The sequence below is a fragment of the Bacillus sp. 275 genome (assembly GCF_001999205.1).
Classification (GTDB): Bacteria; Bacillota; Bacilli; order Bacillales; family Bacillaceae; genus Bacillus; species Bacillus velezensis.
On sequence record NZ_CP019626.1, the window covers coordinates 1872501 to 1887182 of the forward strand.

Genomic DNA, 14682 nt, shown 5'->3' on the forward strand with positions numbered 1-14682 from the left:
GGCTACCTTGTTACGACTTCACCCCAATCATCTGTCCCACCTTCGGCGGCTGGCTCCATAAAGGTTACCTCACCGACTTCGGGTGTTACAAACTCTCGTGGTGTGACGGGCGGTGTGTACAAGGCCCGGGAACGTATTCACCGCGGCATGCTGATCCGCGATTACTAGCGATTCCAGCTTCACGCAGTCGAGTTGCAGACTGCGATCCGAACTGAGAACAGATTTGTGGGATTGGCTTAACCTCGCGGTTTCGCTGCCCTTTGTTCTGTCCATTGTAGCACGTGTGTAGCCCAGGTCATAAGGGGCATGATGATTTGACGTCATCCCCACCTTCCTCCGGTTTGTCACCGGCAGTCACCTTAGAGTGCCCAACTGAATGCTGGCAACTAAGATCAAGGGTTGCGCTCGTTGCGGGACTTAACCCAACATCTCACGACACGAGCTGACGACAACCATGCACCACCTGTCACTCTGCCCCCGAAGGGGACATCCTATCTCTAGGATTGTCAGAGGATGTCAAGACCTGGTAAGGTTCTTCGCGTTGCTTCGAATTAAACCACATGCTCCACCGCTTGTGCGGGCCCCCGTCAATTCCTTTGAGTTTCAGTCTTGCGACCGTACTCCCCAGGCGGAGTGCTTAATGCGTTAGCTGCAGCACTAAGGGGCGGAAACCCCCTAACACTTAGCACTCATCGTTTACGGCGTGGACTACCAGGGTATCTAATCCTGTTCGCTCCCCACGCTTTCGCTCCTCAGCGTCAGTTACAGACCAGAGAGTCGCCTTCGCCACTGGTGTTCCTCCACATCTCTACGCATTTCACCGCTACACGTGGAATTCCACTCTCCTCTTCTGCACTCAAGTTCCCCAGTTTCCAATGACCCTCCCCGGTTGAGCCGGGGGCTTTCACATCAGACTTAAGAAACCGCCTGCGAGCCCTTTACGCCCAATAATTCCGGACAACGCTTGCCACCTACGTATTACCGCGGCTGCTGGCACGTAGTTAGCCGTGGCTTTCTGGTTAGGTACCGTCAAGGTGCCGCCCTATTTGAACGGCACTTGTTCTTCCCTAACAACAGAGCTTTACGATCCGAAAACCTTCATCACTCACGCGGCGTTGCTCCGTCAGACTTTCGTCCATTGCGGAAGATTCCCTACTGCTGCCTCCCGTAGGAGTCTGGGCCGTGTCTCAGTCCCAGTGTGGCCGATCACCCTCTCAGGTCGGCTACGCATCGTCGCCTTGGTGAGCCGTTACCTCACCAACTAGCTAATGCGCCGCGGGTCCATCTGTAAGTGGTAGCCGAAGCCACCTTTTATGTCTGAACCATGCGGTTCAGACAACCATCCGGTATTAGCCCCGGTTTCCCGGAGTTATCCCAGTCTTACAGGCAGGTTACCCACGTGTTACTCACCCGTCCGCCGCTAACATCAGGGAGCAAGCTCCCATCTGTCCGCTCGACTTGCATGTATTAGGCACGCCGCCAGCGTTCGTCCTGAGCCAGGATCAAACTCTCCGATAAAGTAGTTTGACTGACTACGCACATCGCTGTGCGATTTATTTAAAACTTTGAATTAACAGGTACGTTTTGTCTTGTTTAGTTTTCAAAGATCATTACCGCTTGTTGAAGCAGCTTTATTATCTTACCACTCAGCTTCTTTTATGTCAACAACTTTTTTTAAGTTGTTTCCGAAGCTTTTTGTTGTTGTCTGCTGTTCATCAGCGACGTTTAATAATATACCATGCATTCTTTAAATTTAGCAAGTGTTTTTTTCATTTTTTTAAAACGTATTTCGTTATATTCATCTCCGCCGCGGCATACGATGTAATCAAGCATGGACAAGATAAGGAGGCGTCATCAGTGAATCACTTCTACGTGTGGCACATCAGAAGGATAAAACAGCTGCTTATTATTATCATTGCCGCATTTGCAGCAGCCAGCTTTTTTTATATACAGAGAGCAGTCCCCCTTCCTGTATTTTTAACTGATAGCGGCCCGAAGGCTATTTCAAAAGGGGAGACGAAAGCGGGCGAAGTCGCATTAACATTCGATATCAGCTGGGGCGATGAAAAGGCGGTTCCGATTCTGAACGCGCTAAAAGCAAACGGTATTAAAAACGCCACTTTTTTTCTGTCAGCTTCTTGGGCGGAACGGCACCCGGACACAGTTGAACGTATGATAAAAGACGGACATCAAATCGGCAGCATGGGATATGCGTATAAGAATTATACCAACCTAGAGGACAATGAAATAAAAAAAGATATCCTCCGGGCCCAGACTGCATTTAAAAAGCTGGGTGTGAAGAATGTTCATTTACTCCGCCCGCCGACCGGACAATTTAATAAAAAGGTTCTTACCATTGCACAGCAGTACCACTATTCAGTGGTTCATTACAGCGTTAACTCGCAGGATTGGACAAATCCCGGCCCTGATAAAATCATTGAAAATGTAAACAGTCATATAAAAGGCGGCGACATTGTTCTGCTGCACGCCTCTGATTCAGCAACACAGACTGAAGAAGCCCTCCCCGCCATCATTCACAATTTAAAGCAAAAAGGACTGAAAAACGTGACCGTCGGCGACCTGATCGCAAATACTGACGTCAAGTCATCAGAAGTGAAATAATTACCTCTGGGCAAACTTCGGCAGCATTAGCAGCTGAAACGCATTGCAGCCCATCAGCGGAATCAGCATCAAATAAAGCCAGTCCTCATTATTCACTCGTAGCGCAGGAACCCATTCAAGCGCTGTAATAACGACCATTAAAAATAATGATGAAACGAACGTATTTTTTGAGGACTGCTTTTGTTTTATATATGCCGTCAACAGGCCGACGGCAAGCAGAGCCAGCGGCAGCCAGACAAACCCTGCAATCGAGTCATCCCGCTCCCCGAAAAACAAAAATCTGACGTACATTAAATCAAAAGCGACAAACAAAATGATAAACAGCTGAAGCAGATTCCAAAGCGAGCTTGATCTGAGAATTTCAAGGGCAAACCGGTGCACCGTCAAAAAAACGAAGAATCCCATCTGGCTGATCACACTGAAAATCATGCCTACCCCGATAAACCAGATCAGAACGGAGAAAATCTGACCGGCCTCAAAATTCAGAAAGAACCCCTTGTACTCCCCCCACTTCAGAGCAAATCCCACGACGCTTGTAATAAGAGCGCCCACAGCTAAAATCGAAAAGAAAAATCGAACAAGCCCGCGGCTTTTCATCTCTTATTCATCCCCCTGACAATCGCGTTCAGCGATATTTTGTTATGTATAAATCCATTCCGATGAATCATATTAAAAATAAGTACAAGTAAGGAAGGAGCTTATGCATGTCAAAAGCCAAAACGCTATTGATAAGCTGTTTTGTTTTATTATCTGTAACAGCTTGTGCTCCAAAAGACCAAGCAGCGGATATGGATTATGACCAGACTAAAAAAATGGTTGTTGATATATTAAAGACCGATGATGGAAAAAAGGCAATTAAGGAAATATTAAATGATGATGCGATGAATGAGGCATTGGTGATTGATCAAAATGCCATTAAAGGCACAATAGAGAAAACCCTCACCTCTAAAAAAGGGGCGGAGTTCTGGAAAACCATCTTTGAAGACTCAAAATTCGCCGAGAGCTTTGCAAAAACTCTTCAGCCCGAGCATGAAAAAATCATAAAAAAACTGATGAAAGACCCTGATTATCAGAAAAGTTTTATGCAGATCATGCAGGACCCCGGCATGGATAAAAAATACTATGAGCTGGTGAAAAGCCAAAAGTTCCGCAGTTACTTAGAAGATGTAATTACAGAGACACTTTCCAGCCCGCTTTTCAAAAAGCAATTCGAGGATGAATTGAAAAAAGCAGCATCAAGCTCTGAAAAAGAAAGCCAATAAAAGGCCGGGCCGTGTTGATCCCGGCCCCTTTTTTATTCAGCTGTTTTTTCAATGACTTTCTGGGCGATCCCCATATAAATTTCCCCGATCGGATGACTTCTGTCATAGACAGAAGGCGCGAACTGATCCTTGTCCCAATCAGGCTGCTTTAAAGGAATTCTGCCAAGCAGCGGCACTTGCAATTCCTCTGCAAGCTTATCTCCCCCGCCTTGACCGAACACATATTCTCTCTCGCCGGTTTTTGCACTTTCATAGTAAGCCATATTTTCAATGACCCCTACAACTTCATGATCGGTCTTAATCGCCATAGAACCCGCTCTCGCCGCTACAAATGCAGCTGTAGGGTGCGGCGTTGATACGATAATCTCTTTGCAGCTCGGAAGCATCGTGTGTACATCGAGCGCCACATCACCCGTGCCGGGCGGCAGATCAAGAACGATATAGTCAACCTCTCCCCAGTCAACTTCATGGAAGAAGTTATTCAGCATCTTGCCCAGCATCGGCCCTCTCCACACAACCGGAGCGTTTTCTTCGACGAAAAAGCCCATCGACATAACCTTTACTCCAAATCTTTCGACAGGAAGCAGTTTTTCTCCTTCTACTGTCGGGCGAACTGTAATACCCATCATGTCCGGCACGCTGAACCCGTATATATCCGCGTCGATCAAGCCGACTTTTTTTCCGAGCCGCGCAAGAGAAATGGCCAGGTTGACGGAAACCGTTGATTTGCCGACACCGCCTTTTCCGCTTGCCACCGCAAGAAAGACCGGCGGATGTTTCCTATTCAGCAGGGTTTCGCTTTCAGCAGCCGGCCGGCTGAATTTCGCCAATGTTTCTTCCGGCAGCTCTTCAAACCGCAGTCCCACAGTTTCCGCACCCGCTTCTTTCAGAACGGATACGATTTCCTGCTGAATACCCATCTGTTCAGCCGTCCCCGTTTTTGCCAATGCAATTTTCACACTGACATGCCGTTTTTCCGGCTTGATCTTTACTTCTTTAATGGCATCCAATTCTCCCAGCGGTCTATGAAGAAAAGGTTCGCGCATGTTTCCGACTATATTTCTTACTTCATCTTCTCTTATCATCGAACCCTCACCCTTTGTGTATTCGTTTACAAATGGTATTATACCATATATTAAACATAGAATCGGCGAAAAACCCTCCTTACTCGGGAGGGTCTCCTTTCTCTGTGAAGTATCTCAATACGCCCTTATACACGGAAGAAGCGATTTTGTCCTGATATTTGGGCTGGCCGAGCCTTTTCGCTTCCGCGGGATTGGACAGAAATCCGATCTCCACCAGCGCGCCCGGTTTGGTTACATTCTGCATTAAGTAAATGCCGTGTATCCGTTTCGCCTTTCTCGTTGTATTCTCCAAATTGATTCTCAATTCGTCCTGTATATATTTTGCCACTTTTTCATTCTCTTCGTATTTTCCATAGTAGAAACTTTGGGCGCCGCTCCATCTCGGTGACGGTATGGCGTTCAGATGAATGCTGATATAAAGCTCCGCCTCTGAACGGTTGATGATTTCCACGCGCTTTCTCAGATCTTCCGCTTTGCGTCTGCTGTAGCCTTTCGTCCCTTCAGGAGCTAAATCAGTATCCGTCTCCCGCGTCATAATGACCAAAGCTCCCTGCTCCTGCAAATAGTCTCTGACCCTGGAGGCCACTTCGAGAGTAATGTCCTTTTCAAGGTGACTGCCTCCCGTGGCGCCTCCGTCCGGCCCGCCGTGTCCCGGATCGAGATAGATGATTTTCCCGCTCAGCGGCAGACTCCACGGCCGCCAGGAATCATCATTATGGAATTGAAACCGGAATAAACACAATAATATGATAAAGCCAAGTAAAAAACCGAGCCATTTCAGCTTTTTTGTCATACCTTTCCCTCCCGCTTGTCCCCGTTATTAATAAGTATGGGACAAGGGAAGAAATTATGATTACCTCATGCGGAGCTTACATTGTTTTTCTCTTTGCAGAAATCCTTCCGTCCACCAGCTGTTGATAAACCGGCAGGACGCTTCATAGATTTCTTTTTGTTCAACGGAAGAATATTGCTCATGCGTCCAATTGCAAAGATATTCAAAAAAATCGGCCGTCAGTTCTTCCTCCTCTTCAGCCGAACGGGCGTTTGCCCTCTGCAAAGACTCACCATAATAGCCAAAGACGCCGAACCGGCCGCCTAATAAATACGCTTCAATTGCAAAATCTATGCATCCTTCACTCAGAATGCCGTTTTCGTCTTGAAGAAAGGGAAACAAAGGGGTAAGACATGCTTTTACGGACTGAATGATCTGCGTCAGTGACAGCTCCTTTAGTAAACTCTTCTCAAGCTCAAAATCCTTCTGCCGTTTCACATCTGAAAAAGATAATACTTCTGCCATTGCCAGCCACGCTCCTTTTTACTGTTATTTTGAAAGGAAAAGGGAAAAAGCATGCTTTGTTGATAGTGGAAATCCTCCCAAATGAAGGAGTTTTATGTTAACTGGAAGAAGAAAGAGCTGAGGTGACGTTATGAAAAAGCTGTTTCAATACAATTGGACGGTGCGTGACGAGTGGTTTATGATATGTGAAAAGCTAAGCCGGGAGGAACTGACGAAAACCCGGACGGGCGGAATGAAGAGCATCTTGCGCACTTTATTTCATATCATTGATGTCGAGATCAGCTGGGCTCGTGCCATTTTAGGTAAAGATGATGTTTTACCTGCTGAGTCTGACTATACGAGCATTCAGGATCTCAGAAAGCTGTCTGAACAATATCGGAAGGATGTCATTCATGCGGTCTCCCGCAAAGGACCGGATCTTGTTAAGCCGGACTGGATGGACCAAACCTTTCCTAAAGAAGATATTCTCCGCCACATCCTTGCGCATGAGATTCACCATATGGGACAACTGTCGGTTTGGGCCAGAGAAATTGGAATAGAACCGGTTTCGGCTAATGTGATCAGCCGTCCGCAGGAAAAAGCCGCAAAAAAACAGCACCTCTGACGGGATGCCGTTTTTATATTTTAATGCTTCTTGTTACGGAGTATGTATTAATGTATTCGTCCAGCACGAGGCCGCCTTTGTCTTCGTAAAAACCGGCAACCATGAAGCCTGCGTCAATCTGACCTTTAATTTGATCCTCCAGCGTATGGCCGAATTCAAGCGCTTCATGATTATCAATAAGTTCCTTTACCTTTTTCTTACTCAGATCTTTTTCATCCGAAAACGGAATGGAATACTTTACTTTTAGTACGCCTTCCTGCTCTAAATCCATATCAAATAAGAACACGACGGGATTTACAAAACCGGAGACTAAAGACCCGCCTTTTTTCAATACGCGATGAGCTTCTTTCCATACCGGAAGAACCGTATCAACAAAGCAATTCGATACCGGGTGCACGATAAAATCAAATGACTCATCATCAAAACAGCTCAGATCATTCATGCTGCCTTTGACAGTCCGAAGCGTAAGATCGTCCCGCTCGGCAACCATTCTGTCTTGCGCAAGCTGTTTTTCCGAATTGTCAAAGATGGTCACGTCCGCTCCTGCAGCAGCAAGGACCGGCCCTTGCTGTCCTCCTCCTGAAGCGAGACAAAGAACCTTCAGACCGTCTACGGGCGGAAACCAATCCGCCGGCACATCTTTTCCGGGGGTCATTCTGATGCTCCAATTGCCTTTTTTCGCTTCACCAATCGTATGAGAATCAACCGCAACCGTCCATTCATTAGCTGTTTCGACTTTTTTATCCCATGCCTTGCTGTTATGTATGACTAACTTATTCATTATAACTGCGCTCCTTATTGGTAATGAATAGAGTATAACAAACAATTCTAGAAAAACATCGGATAACCTCTTGAATATGAGAAAAAAATACAAAAAAACCACAACCAAGAAGTTGTGGTTTTTGCCATCCAAAACGATTAACGTTTTGAGAACTGAGGTGCACGACGAGCGCCTTTAAGACCGTATTTTTTACGTTCTTTCATACGAGCGTCACGAGTCAGAAGACCAGCACGTTTAAGTGTTGCACGGTATTCTGGATCTGCTTCAAGCAAAGCACGAGCGATACCATGACGGATTGCTCCAGCTTGACCAGATAAGCCGCCTCCATGTACGTTTACTAAAACATCATAAGTACCAGCTGTTTCAGTTAAAGTTAATGGTTGTTTGATATCTTCGATTAGAGCTGGAGATGGAATGTGCTCGCTGATTTCACGATTATTAACGACGATACGACCTTCACCTGGAACTAAGCGCACACGCGCTACAGAACTTTTACGACGGCCAGTACCGTAATATTGAACCTGTGCCAAATTGGTAACCTCCTTTTTGATTAACCGCGAAGTTCGTAAACTTCAGGTTTTTGTGCTTCATGTGGATGCTCAGAACCACGGTATACGTTCAATTTCTTGAACATTTGACGACCTAGAGAACCTTTTGGAAGCATGCCTTTGATAGCAAGCTCAAGCATTTTCTCAGGGTAGTTTGTACGCATTTCAAGAGCAGTTCTTGATTTTAATCCGCCTGGATGTTGAGTGTGACGGTAGTAGATTTTGTCAGTTAACTTTTTACCAGTTAACTCGATTTTTTCAGCGTTGATGATGATCACATGATCTCCAGTATCAACGTGCGGTGTGTAAGTCGGTTTGTGTTTCCCGCGAAGGATAGATGCAACTTCTGTAGAAAGACGTCCTAAAGTCTTGCCTGCTGCATCAACAACTAACCACTTGCGTTCAATAGTACTTGCGTTAGCCATAGGTGTTGTACGCATTGAATTTCCCTCCTAAATAATCTGTCATTTTCAATAATCTTCGATTACGTTCTATTTCACAACACAATAAGTTCCGGGGCTTATCGTGGGGTTGAAATACATACCATATGATATCTTATAACTTTATGCAGACTCTGTCAAGAAAATGTTACACCTGGTTTAGTTGTCATAGCAAACGCTCCATAAATACAGCCCGTGCCCCGGTGCGGTGCGCCCCGCGGCTTCGCGATCCTTCGCTTCGAGCATTGCTTTTACATCATCGGGAGAAAATTTTCCAGCTCCTGTATCCAATAACGTTCCGGCAATGATTCTGACCATATTATAGAGAAAACCGTTTCCGGTGATCCGCATCTGCAGGCCGTCTCCGGTCTCAGTCCAATCCAGCTCGTAAATCGTTCTGACTTTATCCTGAACCGCGGTATCAGCCGCGCAAAAGCTTGTGAAATCATGTGTCCCGACGAGGTGCCTTGAAGCTTCCCTCATTTTCTGCACATTAAGCGGATATGCAAAATGGTAAGCGTAATGTCGTTTAAATACGTCCGGGTGTTTCTCCGTATATACAAAGTAGCGATATTCCTTTTGGACCGCGCTAAATCGTGCATGGAACCCATCATCCGCAATCTCTGCTGTTTTGACGGCAATATCATCAGGCAGCAGGGCATTGAGCGCAAACGGCCATTTCTCAGCCGGGATGGACAGCGGTGTATCAAAATGAATGACCTGCCCGGCAGCATGAACATCGCTGTCCGTGCGGCCGGATGAGTACACAGGCACTCTGCCGTCCGTTTTATGGATGACGGCCAGCGCTTTTTCCAATTCACTTTGAACGGTCCGTTTTCCAGGCTGAACCTGATATCCGTTAAATAAATGCCCGTCATAAGCAATGGTACATTTCACTCTCATTCAGCAGCACCTCTAACTTCTTAAGAAAAACAATAACACGGCTAATACGATGATGAGCAGAATAGCTCCGGTATCCTTTCCGGTCCAGACGAGCTTTCTGTATTTCGTTCTCCCCTCACCGCCCTGGTAGCCTCTCGCCTCCATGGCGACCGCGAGCTCTTCCGCGCGTTTAAAGGCGCTGACAAACAGCGGGACAAGCAGCGGAACAACCGCTTTGATTCTGTCTTTCACCGGGCCGCTTGTAAAGTCCGCACCCCTCGCCATTTGCGCCTTCATGATTTTATCTGTCTCTTCCATCAATGTCGGGATAAATCGCAATGATATCGACATCATCAATGCGAGTTCGTGTACAGGCAGCTTCACCTTTTTAAAAGGATTCAGGAGCTGCTCCATTCCATCCGTTATTTCAATCGGCGTTGTTGTCAGCGTCAGCAGCGTCGTCATAAAGATAAGGTAAACGAAACGGAGGGAGATAAAAATCCCCTGTATAAGTCCGCCCTCATACACTTTAAACCAGCCAAGCTGAAAAATGACAGATCCTTCATGCGTCATGAAAATGTGTAATAAAAAGGTAAACGCCACAATCCAGATAATCGGCTTAAGCCCCTTCAGCAAAAAGCTGAACGGCACGCGAGTCAAGGCGATCACCCCGAATGTAAACAAACCGAGCAAAGCGTACGTCTGTACGTTGTTTGCCAAAAAAACGATACATACAAAAAGAAAGATGCTGACAAGTTTTGTTCGCGGGTCCAATCGGTGAATAAGCGATGATCCGGGAACATACTTTCCGATAATCATGCTGTCCATCATTGGTCCTTTTCCTCCTGAAAGAAAGCCTTAATTTCACTGGCGGCATTCTGCAGGGTCAGCATGGGTTTTTCATACTTGACTCCGAGAGCCTTCTCAAGCCGTCTCTGAAACTTCACCGATTCAGGAAGATCCAGTCCCATTTCGGCCATCTCTTCACCTTTTACAAACAAGTCACGCGGACTCCCCGTCGCTTTAATGGTCCCTTTGTGCATGACGATCATTTCGTCGGCATAACGGGCGGCGTCCTCCATGCTGTGGGTGACGAGAACGGTAGTCAGGTTTCCCCGCTGATGAAGCGCATAGAACATGTCCATAATGTCCTGACGCCCTCTCGGATCAAGACCGGCCGTCGGTTCATCCAAAACCAGCACTTCCGGCTCCATCGCGAGAACGCCGGCAATCGCCACTCTGCGCATCTGGCCGCCGCTGAGCTCAAATGGTGAACGATCCAAAATGTCTTCCGGAAGGCCCACAAGTCCCAGCATTTCTTTTGCTTTCCGTTCAGCGTCTTCTTTTTTTACACCAAAATTCATCGGTCCGAATGCGATGTCCTTCAGCACAGTCTCTTCAAACAGCTGATGTTCGGGAAATTGGAAAACGATTCCGACTTTTTTTCGCAAAGTCTTAAGATCTTTATTCTTTTTACCGGCTGCCAGAATCGTGCTCCCGAGTTCAAGCTGTCCTTTAGTCGGTTTCAGCAACCCGTTTAAATGCTGCAGGAGCGTCGATTTGCCCGACCCTGTATGCCCGATGACGGCAACGTAGCTGCCCTCTTTTATCACGGCATTGATATCATACAGAGCCAGCCGTTCAAACGGTGTCTTCATTTGATAGCGGTGTTCTACATCTTTGATTTTAATGTCCACAGCTCATTCACCAGCCCTTCCTGAGTCAGATGGTTTTTCGTTAACGCCAGTCCGCTTTCTTTCAAAAGCAGGCTGAGCTGGAATGAGAAAGGCAAATCAAGACCGATGCGAACCAAGTCTTCGTTTAATTTAAAAATCTCTTCAGGCGTGCCCTCTGCATATTTCCTGCCGCCGTTCATCACAATGATCCTGTCCGCCCTTGCGGCTTCTTCCAGGTCATGTGTTATCGAAATGACGGTGGCCATGCCCTGATCTTTTAAGCGTCTGACAGTATCAAGGACTTCTTCTCTCCCAATCGGGTCAAGCATGGATGTCGCTTCATCCAAAATCATAATATCAGGACGCGCGGCAATAATTCCCGCGATCGCCACTCTTTGTTTTTGACCTCCGGAGAGATGGTGCGGCTCTTGATCAAGAAAATCCTGCATATTGACTTGTGTGACAGCCCAATCTACTCTCTCAATCATTTCTTCGCGCGGAACACCATTGTTTTCTAAACCAAAAGCCACATCATCGCGAACAGTCGTTCCGACAAATTGGTTATCGGGATTCTGAAAGACCATCCCTATTTTTTTTCGCACATCCCACACGGTATCCTCAGTCAGTTTGATGCCGCCGACTTCAATTTCTCCGGCCTCGGGCAAAATCAGTCCGTTCAGTGCTCTGGCCAAAGTCGACTTCCCTGAACCGTTGTGGCCTACGATAGCAAGCCATTCTCCTTCGTATACCTCCAGACTCACACCGTCCAGCGCCGGTCTTTCTGCATCTTTGCGGTAGCGGAATAGAATGTCTTTTACGGATATAAGCTGTTTTTGATCCACGGGCGCCTGACCTCCTCTCAGCTATAGCTCTGCTTTTCTGTCTCATGATAAAAAGTTCTGATATCTAAAAAAAGGGCATAGATCCAGTTAGAAACTGTCCCGCCCTTCTTTAGATACACAAAAATATGTGATTAAACCAATTCGATGATTGCCATTGGTGCACCGTCACCACGGCGAGGACCAAGCTTCATAATACGTGTGTATCCGCCTTGGCGCTCCTCGTAACGAGTTGCAATGTCAGAGAATAATTTTTGAAGTGCATCTTGGTTATTTTCTTCATTAGCAACCTCGTTGCGAATGTATGCAGCTGCTTGACGACGAGCATGCAAGTCACCGCGCTTACCAAGAGTGATCATCTTTTCAACAACAGAGCGAAGTTCTTTCGCACGTGTTTCAGTTGTTTCAATTCTTTCGTTGATGATCAAATCTGTTGTAAGATCACGAAGCATAGCTTTACGCTGTGAACTCGTACGTCCTAGTTTTCTGTATGACATGTGATGTCCCCTCCTTTAATGGAATGCTGTTTCTAAATAAAAAACACACGAAAATCCTAGTTCACATGGAAACTAGATCAATCGTCTTTGCGAAGGCCGAGTCCAAGTTCTTCTAGTTTCGCTTTCACTTCTTCAAGTGATTTGCGTCCCAGGTTGCGAACTTTCATCATATCTTCTTCCGTCTTGTTCGCAAGTTCTTGAACCGTGTTAATGCCCGCACGCTTCAAGCAGTTGTAAGAACGGACAGAAAGGTCAAGTTCCTCAATCGTCATTTCAAGAACTTTTTCTTTTTGATCCTCTTCTTTTTCAACCATGATTTCAGCATGCTGAGCTTCGTCAGTTAAACCGACGAATATATTAAGGTGTTCAGTTAAAATCTTTGAACCGAGAGCAATTGCTTCCTTCGGTCCAGTGCTTCCGTCAGTCCAAACATCAAGTGTAAGTTTGTCATAGTTTGCAACCTGGCCTACACGAGTGTTTTCTACCTGATAAGATAAACGAGAAACTGGCGTAAAGATTGAATCGATCGGAATCACGCCGATTGGCTGATCGTCTCTTTTGTTCGAATCAGCAGGTGTATACCCACGTCCTCTTTGTGCAGTAAGGCGAACTCGGAAACTCGCATTCTCACCAAGAGTCGCGATATGAAGATCCGGATTAAGGATTTCAACATCGCTGTCGTGTGTAATATCAGCTGCTGTGACAGTTCCTTCGCCCTGTACATCAATTTCAAGCGTCTTCTCTTCATCAGAGTAGATTTTCAATGCAAGCTTTTTAATGTGCAAGATTATCGTTGTAACATCTTCCACAACGCCTTCGATTGTCGAGAATTCGTGCAGTACACCATCTATCTGGATCGATGTTACAGCGGCACCAGGGAGTGAGGATAAGAGGATACGACGTAAGGAGTTACCCAGAGTTGTACCATATCCACGCTCAAGCGGCTCTACGACAAACTTACCAAATTTGGCATCGTCGCTGATTTCAACCGTTTCGATTTTTGGTTTTTCAATCTCGATCATTACTTAAAACCCTCCTTCAAAACGTCGAAACCTCGAATAGAATCATATGAGATTCCATCCGAAATTCCCCATTGTTTAGTCCCGTATGTGCTCAGGCAACGAGTCGGTGCATTCGTTTCATAAATAACTGTATCATAACCCATTATTGACAGGGACACAAAATCTATACAAACAAATTACACGCGGCGACGTTTTGGTGGACGGCATCCATTATGAGGAACAGGAGTTACGTCTCTGATAGCTGTAACTTCAAGTCCGGCAGCTTGTAAAGCACGGATTGCAGCTTCACGGCCAGAACCTGGTCCTTTAACAGTTACTTCAAGAGTTTTAAGTCCGTGTTCGATTGAACCTTTAGCAGCTGTTTCAGCAGCCATTTGCGCAGCAAAAGGAGTAGATTTACGAGAACCTCTGAATCCTAGAGCTCCGGCACTTGACCAAGAAAGAGCATTACCATGAGTATCAGTGATCGTAACGATCGTGTTGTTGAAAGTTGAACGAATATGAGCGATTCCTGACTCAATATTCTTTTTCACGCGACGTTTACGCGTGTTTTGTTTACGAGCAGCAGCCATTGTTTAGGTACCTCCCTTACTTATTTTTTCTTGTTAGCTACAGTACGACGCGGACCTTTACGAGTACGCGCATTGTTTTTAGAGTTTTGTCCGCGAACAGGCAAACCTCTGCGATGGCGGATTCCGCGGTAGCTTCCGATTTCGATCAGACGCTTGATGTTAAGAGAAACTTCACGGCGAAGGTCACCTTCTACTTTCAGTTTGTCAATAACATCACGGATTTTACCAAGTTCTTCTTCAGTAAGATCACGCACACGAGTATCTTCAGAAACACCAGCCTCTTTCAAGACTTGCTGAGCCGTTGTGCGGCCAATTCCGAAGACATATGTTAAAGAAATAACAACACGTTTGTCACGTGGGATATCTACACCAGCAATACGAGCCATTCTCTGGGCACCTCCTTATTAATTATCCTTGTTTTTGTTTATGCTTTGGATTTTCACAGATCACCATTACTTTTCCTTTTCTGCGAATAACTTTACATTTCTCGCAGATTGGTTTAACTGATGGTCTCACTTTCATGTGTTTCCAACCTCCTTCAGTTTCCGGAGTGCT

At 46.1% G+C, this 14682-nt stretch carries 19 protein-coding genes and 1 rRNA gene (1 of these 20 cut by a window edge); 3 read left to right on the forward strand and 17 right to left on the reverse strand.

The window, feature by feature from the left end; translation table 11 throughout:
• A 16S ribosomal RNA gene (locus BZ167_RS08755) occupies nucleotides 1–1518 on the reverse strand; it reaches 32 nt to the left of the window's first position.
• A 339-nt stretch (nucleotides 1519–1857) separates the two neighbouring features.
• Between BZ167_RS08755 and pdaB the strand changes: the two genes are divergently transcribed.
• The gene (gene pdaB / locus BZ167_RS08760) at nucleotides 1858–2622 is read left to right on the forward strand and encodes a polysaccharide deacetylase family sporulation protein PdaB (RefSeq protein ID WP_015416681.1); all 765 of its coding nucleotides are present in this window, start codon (nucleotides 1858–1860) and stop codon (nucleotides 2620–2622) included.
• Here pdaB and kbaA read toward each other — a convergent pair whose 3' ends face one another.
• Nucleotides 2623–3219, reverse strand: a complete 597-nt coding sequence (kbaA, locus tag BZ167_RS08765) for a KinB-signaling pathway activation protein (protein ID WP_007410420.1) — start codon at nucleotides 3217–3219, stop codon at nucleotides 2623–2625. It abuts the gene before it with no gap.
• A 107-nt stretch (nucleotides 3220–3326) separates the two neighbouring features.
• On the opposite strand from kbaA, the gene gerD reads away from it, so the two are divergent.
• A complete protein-coding gene (gene gerD, locus BZ167_RS08770; RefSeq protein ID WP_007410419.1) occupies nucleotides 3327–3884 on the forward strand; it encodes a spore germination lipoprotein GerD in 558 nt (185 codons plus the stop codon).
• Between the two features lie 32 nt (nucleotides 3885–3916).
• Here gerD and BZ167_RS08775 read toward each other — a convergent pair whose 3' ends face one another.
• From BZ167_RS08775 to BZ167_RS08785, 3 genes are all read right to left on the reverse strand, one after another.
• Entirely contained in the window at nucleotides 3917–4969 is a 1053-nt protein-coding gene (locus BZ167_RS08775; protein ID WP_007410418.1) for an Mrp/NBP35 family ATP-binding protein, read from the reverse strand.
• 79 nt (nucleotides 4970–5048) lie between these two features.
• A complete protein-coding gene (cwlD, locus tag BZ167_RS08780) occupies nucleotides 5049–5762 on the reverse strand; it encodes an N-acetylmuramoyl-L-alanine amidase CwlD (RefSeq protein ID WP_007410417.1) in 714 nt (237 codons plus the stop codon).
• A gap of 60 nt (nucleotides 5763–5822) precedes the next feature.
• Entirely contained in the window at nucleotides 5823–6266 is a 444-nt protein-coding gene (locus tag BZ167_RS08785; RefSeq protein ID WP_061861089.1) for a DUF2521 family protein, read from the reverse strand.
• 130 nt (nucleotides 6267–6396) lie between these two features.
• On the opposite strand from BZ167_RS08785, the gene BZ167_RS08790 reads away from it, so the two are divergent.
• Entirely contained in the window at nucleotides 6397–6870 is a 474-nt protein-coding gene (locus tag BZ167_RS08790) for a DinB family protein (protein ID WP_061861088.1), read from the forward strand.
• Nucleotides 6871–6883: 13 nt separating this feature from the next.
• Here BZ167_RS08790 and BZ167_RS08795 read toward each other — a convergent pair whose 3' ends face one another.
• The 12 genes from BZ167_RS08795 to rpmJ all read right to left on the reverse strand — a co-directional run bounded on the left by BZ167_RS08795 (nucleotide 6884) and on the right by rpmJ (nucleotide 14649).
• Complete coding sequence (locus tag BZ167_RS08795) at nucleotides 6884–7651, reverse strand: class I SAM-dependent methyltransferase (RefSeq protein ID WP_015416679.1); 768 nt, start codon at nucleotides 7649–7651, stop codon at nucleotides 6884–6886.
• A 137-nt stretch (nucleotides 7652–7788) separates the two neighbouring features.
• A complete protein-coding gene (gene rpsI, locus BZ167_RS08800) occupies nucleotides 7789–8181 on the reverse strand; it encodes a 30S ribosomal protein S9 (RefSeq protein WP_003225846.1) in 393 nt (130 codons plus the stop codon).
• 20 nt (nucleotides 8182–8201) lie between these two features.
• Entirely contained in the window at nucleotides 8202–8639 is a 438-nt protein-coding gene (rplM, locus tag BZ167_RS08805; RefSeq protein ID WP_003225844.1) for a 50S ribosomal protein L13, read from the reverse strand.
• Between the two features lie 159 nt (nucleotides 8640–8798).
• The gene (gene truA / locus BZ167_RS08810; protein ID WP_015416678.1) at nucleotides 8799–9542 is read right to left on the reverse strand and encodes a tRNA pseudouridine(38-40) synthase TruA; all 744 of its coding nucleotides are present in this window, start codon (nucleotides 9540–9542) and stop codon (nucleotides 8799–8801) included.
• 12 nt (nucleotides 9543–9554) lie between these two features.
• Complete coding sequence (locus tag BZ167_RS08815; RefSeq protein WP_014304219.1) at nucleotides 9555–10352, reverse strand: energy-coupling factor transporter transmembrane component T family protein; 798 nt, start codon at nucleotides 10350–10352, stop codon at nucleotides 9555–9557.
• Nucleotides 10349–11218, reverse strand: coding sequence for an energy-coupling factor ABC transporter ATP-binding protein (locus BZ167_RS08820; protein ID WP_061861087.1), 870 nt, complete (start codon nucleotides 11216–11218; stop codon nucleotides 10349–10351). Before BZ167_RS08820 ends, BZ167_RS08815 begins: the two co-directional genes overlap by 4 nt.
• Nucleotides 11194–12039: an energy-coupling factor ABC transporter ATP-binding protein gene (locus BZ167_RS08825; RefSeq protein ID WP_007615256.1), complete on the reverse strand. Its 846-nt coding sequence runs from the start codon at nucleotides 12037–12039 to the stop codon at nucleotides 11194–11196. The genes BZ167_RS08820 and BZ167_RS08825 overlap by 25 nt, the downstream gene beginning before the upstream one ends.
• A 131-nt stretch (nucleotides 12040–12170) precedes the next feature.
• The gene (rplQ, locus tag BZ167_RS08830; protein WP_003156550.1) at nucleotides 12171–12533 is read right to left on the reverse strand and encodes a 50S ribosomal protein L17; all 363 of its coding nucleotides are present in this window, start codon (nucleotides 12531–12533) and stop codon (nucleotides 12171–12173) included.
• Between the two features lie 77 nt (nucleotides 12534–12610).
• Nucleotides 12611–13555 (reverse strand): DNA-directed RNA polymerase subunit alpha, encoded by a 945-nt coding sequence (locus BZ167_RS08835; protein WP_003156549.1) that lies wholly within the window; start codon nucleotides 13553–13555, stop codon nucleotides 12611–12613.
• Nucleotides 13556–13731: 176 nt separating this feature from the next.
• On the reverse strand, nucleotides 13732–14127 hold the full coding sequence (gene rpsK / locus BZ167_RS08840; RefSeq protein WP_007410409.1) for a 30S ribosomal protein S11: 396 nt from the start codon (nucleotides 14125–14127) through the stop codon (nucleotides 13732–13734).
• 20 nt (nucleotides 14128–14147) lie between these two features.
• Complete coding sequence (gene rpsM / locus BZ167_RS08845; protein WP_003156545.1) at nucleotides 14148–14513, reverse strand: 30S ribosomal protein S13; 366 nt, start codon at nucleotides 14511–14513, stop codon at nucleotides 14148–14150.
• Between the two features lie 22 nt (nucleotides 14514–14535).
• Nucleotides 14536–14649, reverse strand: coding sequence for a 50S ribosomal protein L36 (gene rpmJ, locus BZ167_RS08850; protein WP_003156543.1), 114 nt, complete (start codon nucleotides 14647–14649; stop codon nucleotides 14536–14538).
• Nucleotides 14650–14682 lie beyond the last annotated feature (33 nt).

Coding starts and splice junctions, on each gene's coding strand:
- BZ167_RS08835 (WP_003156549.1), bottom strand. CDS start 13,555: ATGATCGAGATTGAAAAACCAAAAATCGAAACGGTTGAAATCAGCGAC.
- BZ167_RS08815 (WP_014304219.1), bottom strand. CDS start 10,352: ATGATGGACAGCATGATTATCGGAAAGTATGTTCCCGGATCATCGCTT.
- BZ167_RS08790 (WP_061861088.1), top strand. CDS start 6,397: ATGAAAAAGCTGTTTCAATACAATTGGACGGTGCGTGACGAGTGGTTT.
- gerD (WP_007410419.1), top strand. CDS start 3,327: ATGTCAAAAGCCAAAACGCTATTGATAAGCTGTTTTGTTTTATTATCT.
- BZ167_RS08775 (WP_007410418.1), bottom strand. CDS start 4,969: ATGATAAGAGAAGATGAAGTAAGAAATATAGTCGGAAACATGCGCGAA.
- rpsM (WP_003156545.1), bottom strand. CDS start 14,513: ATGGCTCGTATTGCTGGTGTAGATATCCCACGTGACAAACGTGTTGTT.
- rplQ (WP_003156550.1), bottom strand. CDS start 12,533: ATGTCATACAGAAAACTAGGACGTACGAGTTCACAGCGTAAAGCTATG.
- BZ167_RS08785 (WP_061861089.1), bottom strand. CDS start 6,266: ATGGCAGAAGTATTATCTTTTTCAGATGTGAAACGGCAGAAGGATTTT.
- truA (WP_015416678.1), bottom strand. CDS start 9,542: ATGAGAGTGAAATGTACCATTGCTTATGACGGGCATTTATTTAACGGA.
- BZ167_RS08795 (WP_015416679.1), bottom strand. CDS start 7,651: ATGAATAAGTTAGTCATACATAACAGCAAGGCATGGGATAAAAAAGTC.
- rplM (WP_003225844.1), bottom strand. CDS start 8,639: ATGCGTACAACACCTATGGCTAACGCAAGTACTATTGAACGCAAGTGG.
- rpmJ (WP_003156543.1), bottom strand. CDS start 14,649: ATGAAAGTGAGACCATCAGTTAAACCAATCTGCGAGAAATGTAAAGTT.
- kbaA (WP_007410420.1), bottom strand. CDS start 3,219: ATGAAAAGCCGCGGGCTTGTTCGATTTTTCTTTTCGATTTTAGCTGTG.
- rpsK (WP_007410409.1), bottom strand. CDS start 14,127: ATGGCTGCTGCTCGTAAACAAAACACGCGTAAACGTCGCGTGAAAAAG.
- cwlD (WP_007410417.1), bottom strand. CDS start 5,762: ATGACAAAAAAGCTGAAATGGCTCGGTTTTTTACTTGGCTTTATCATA.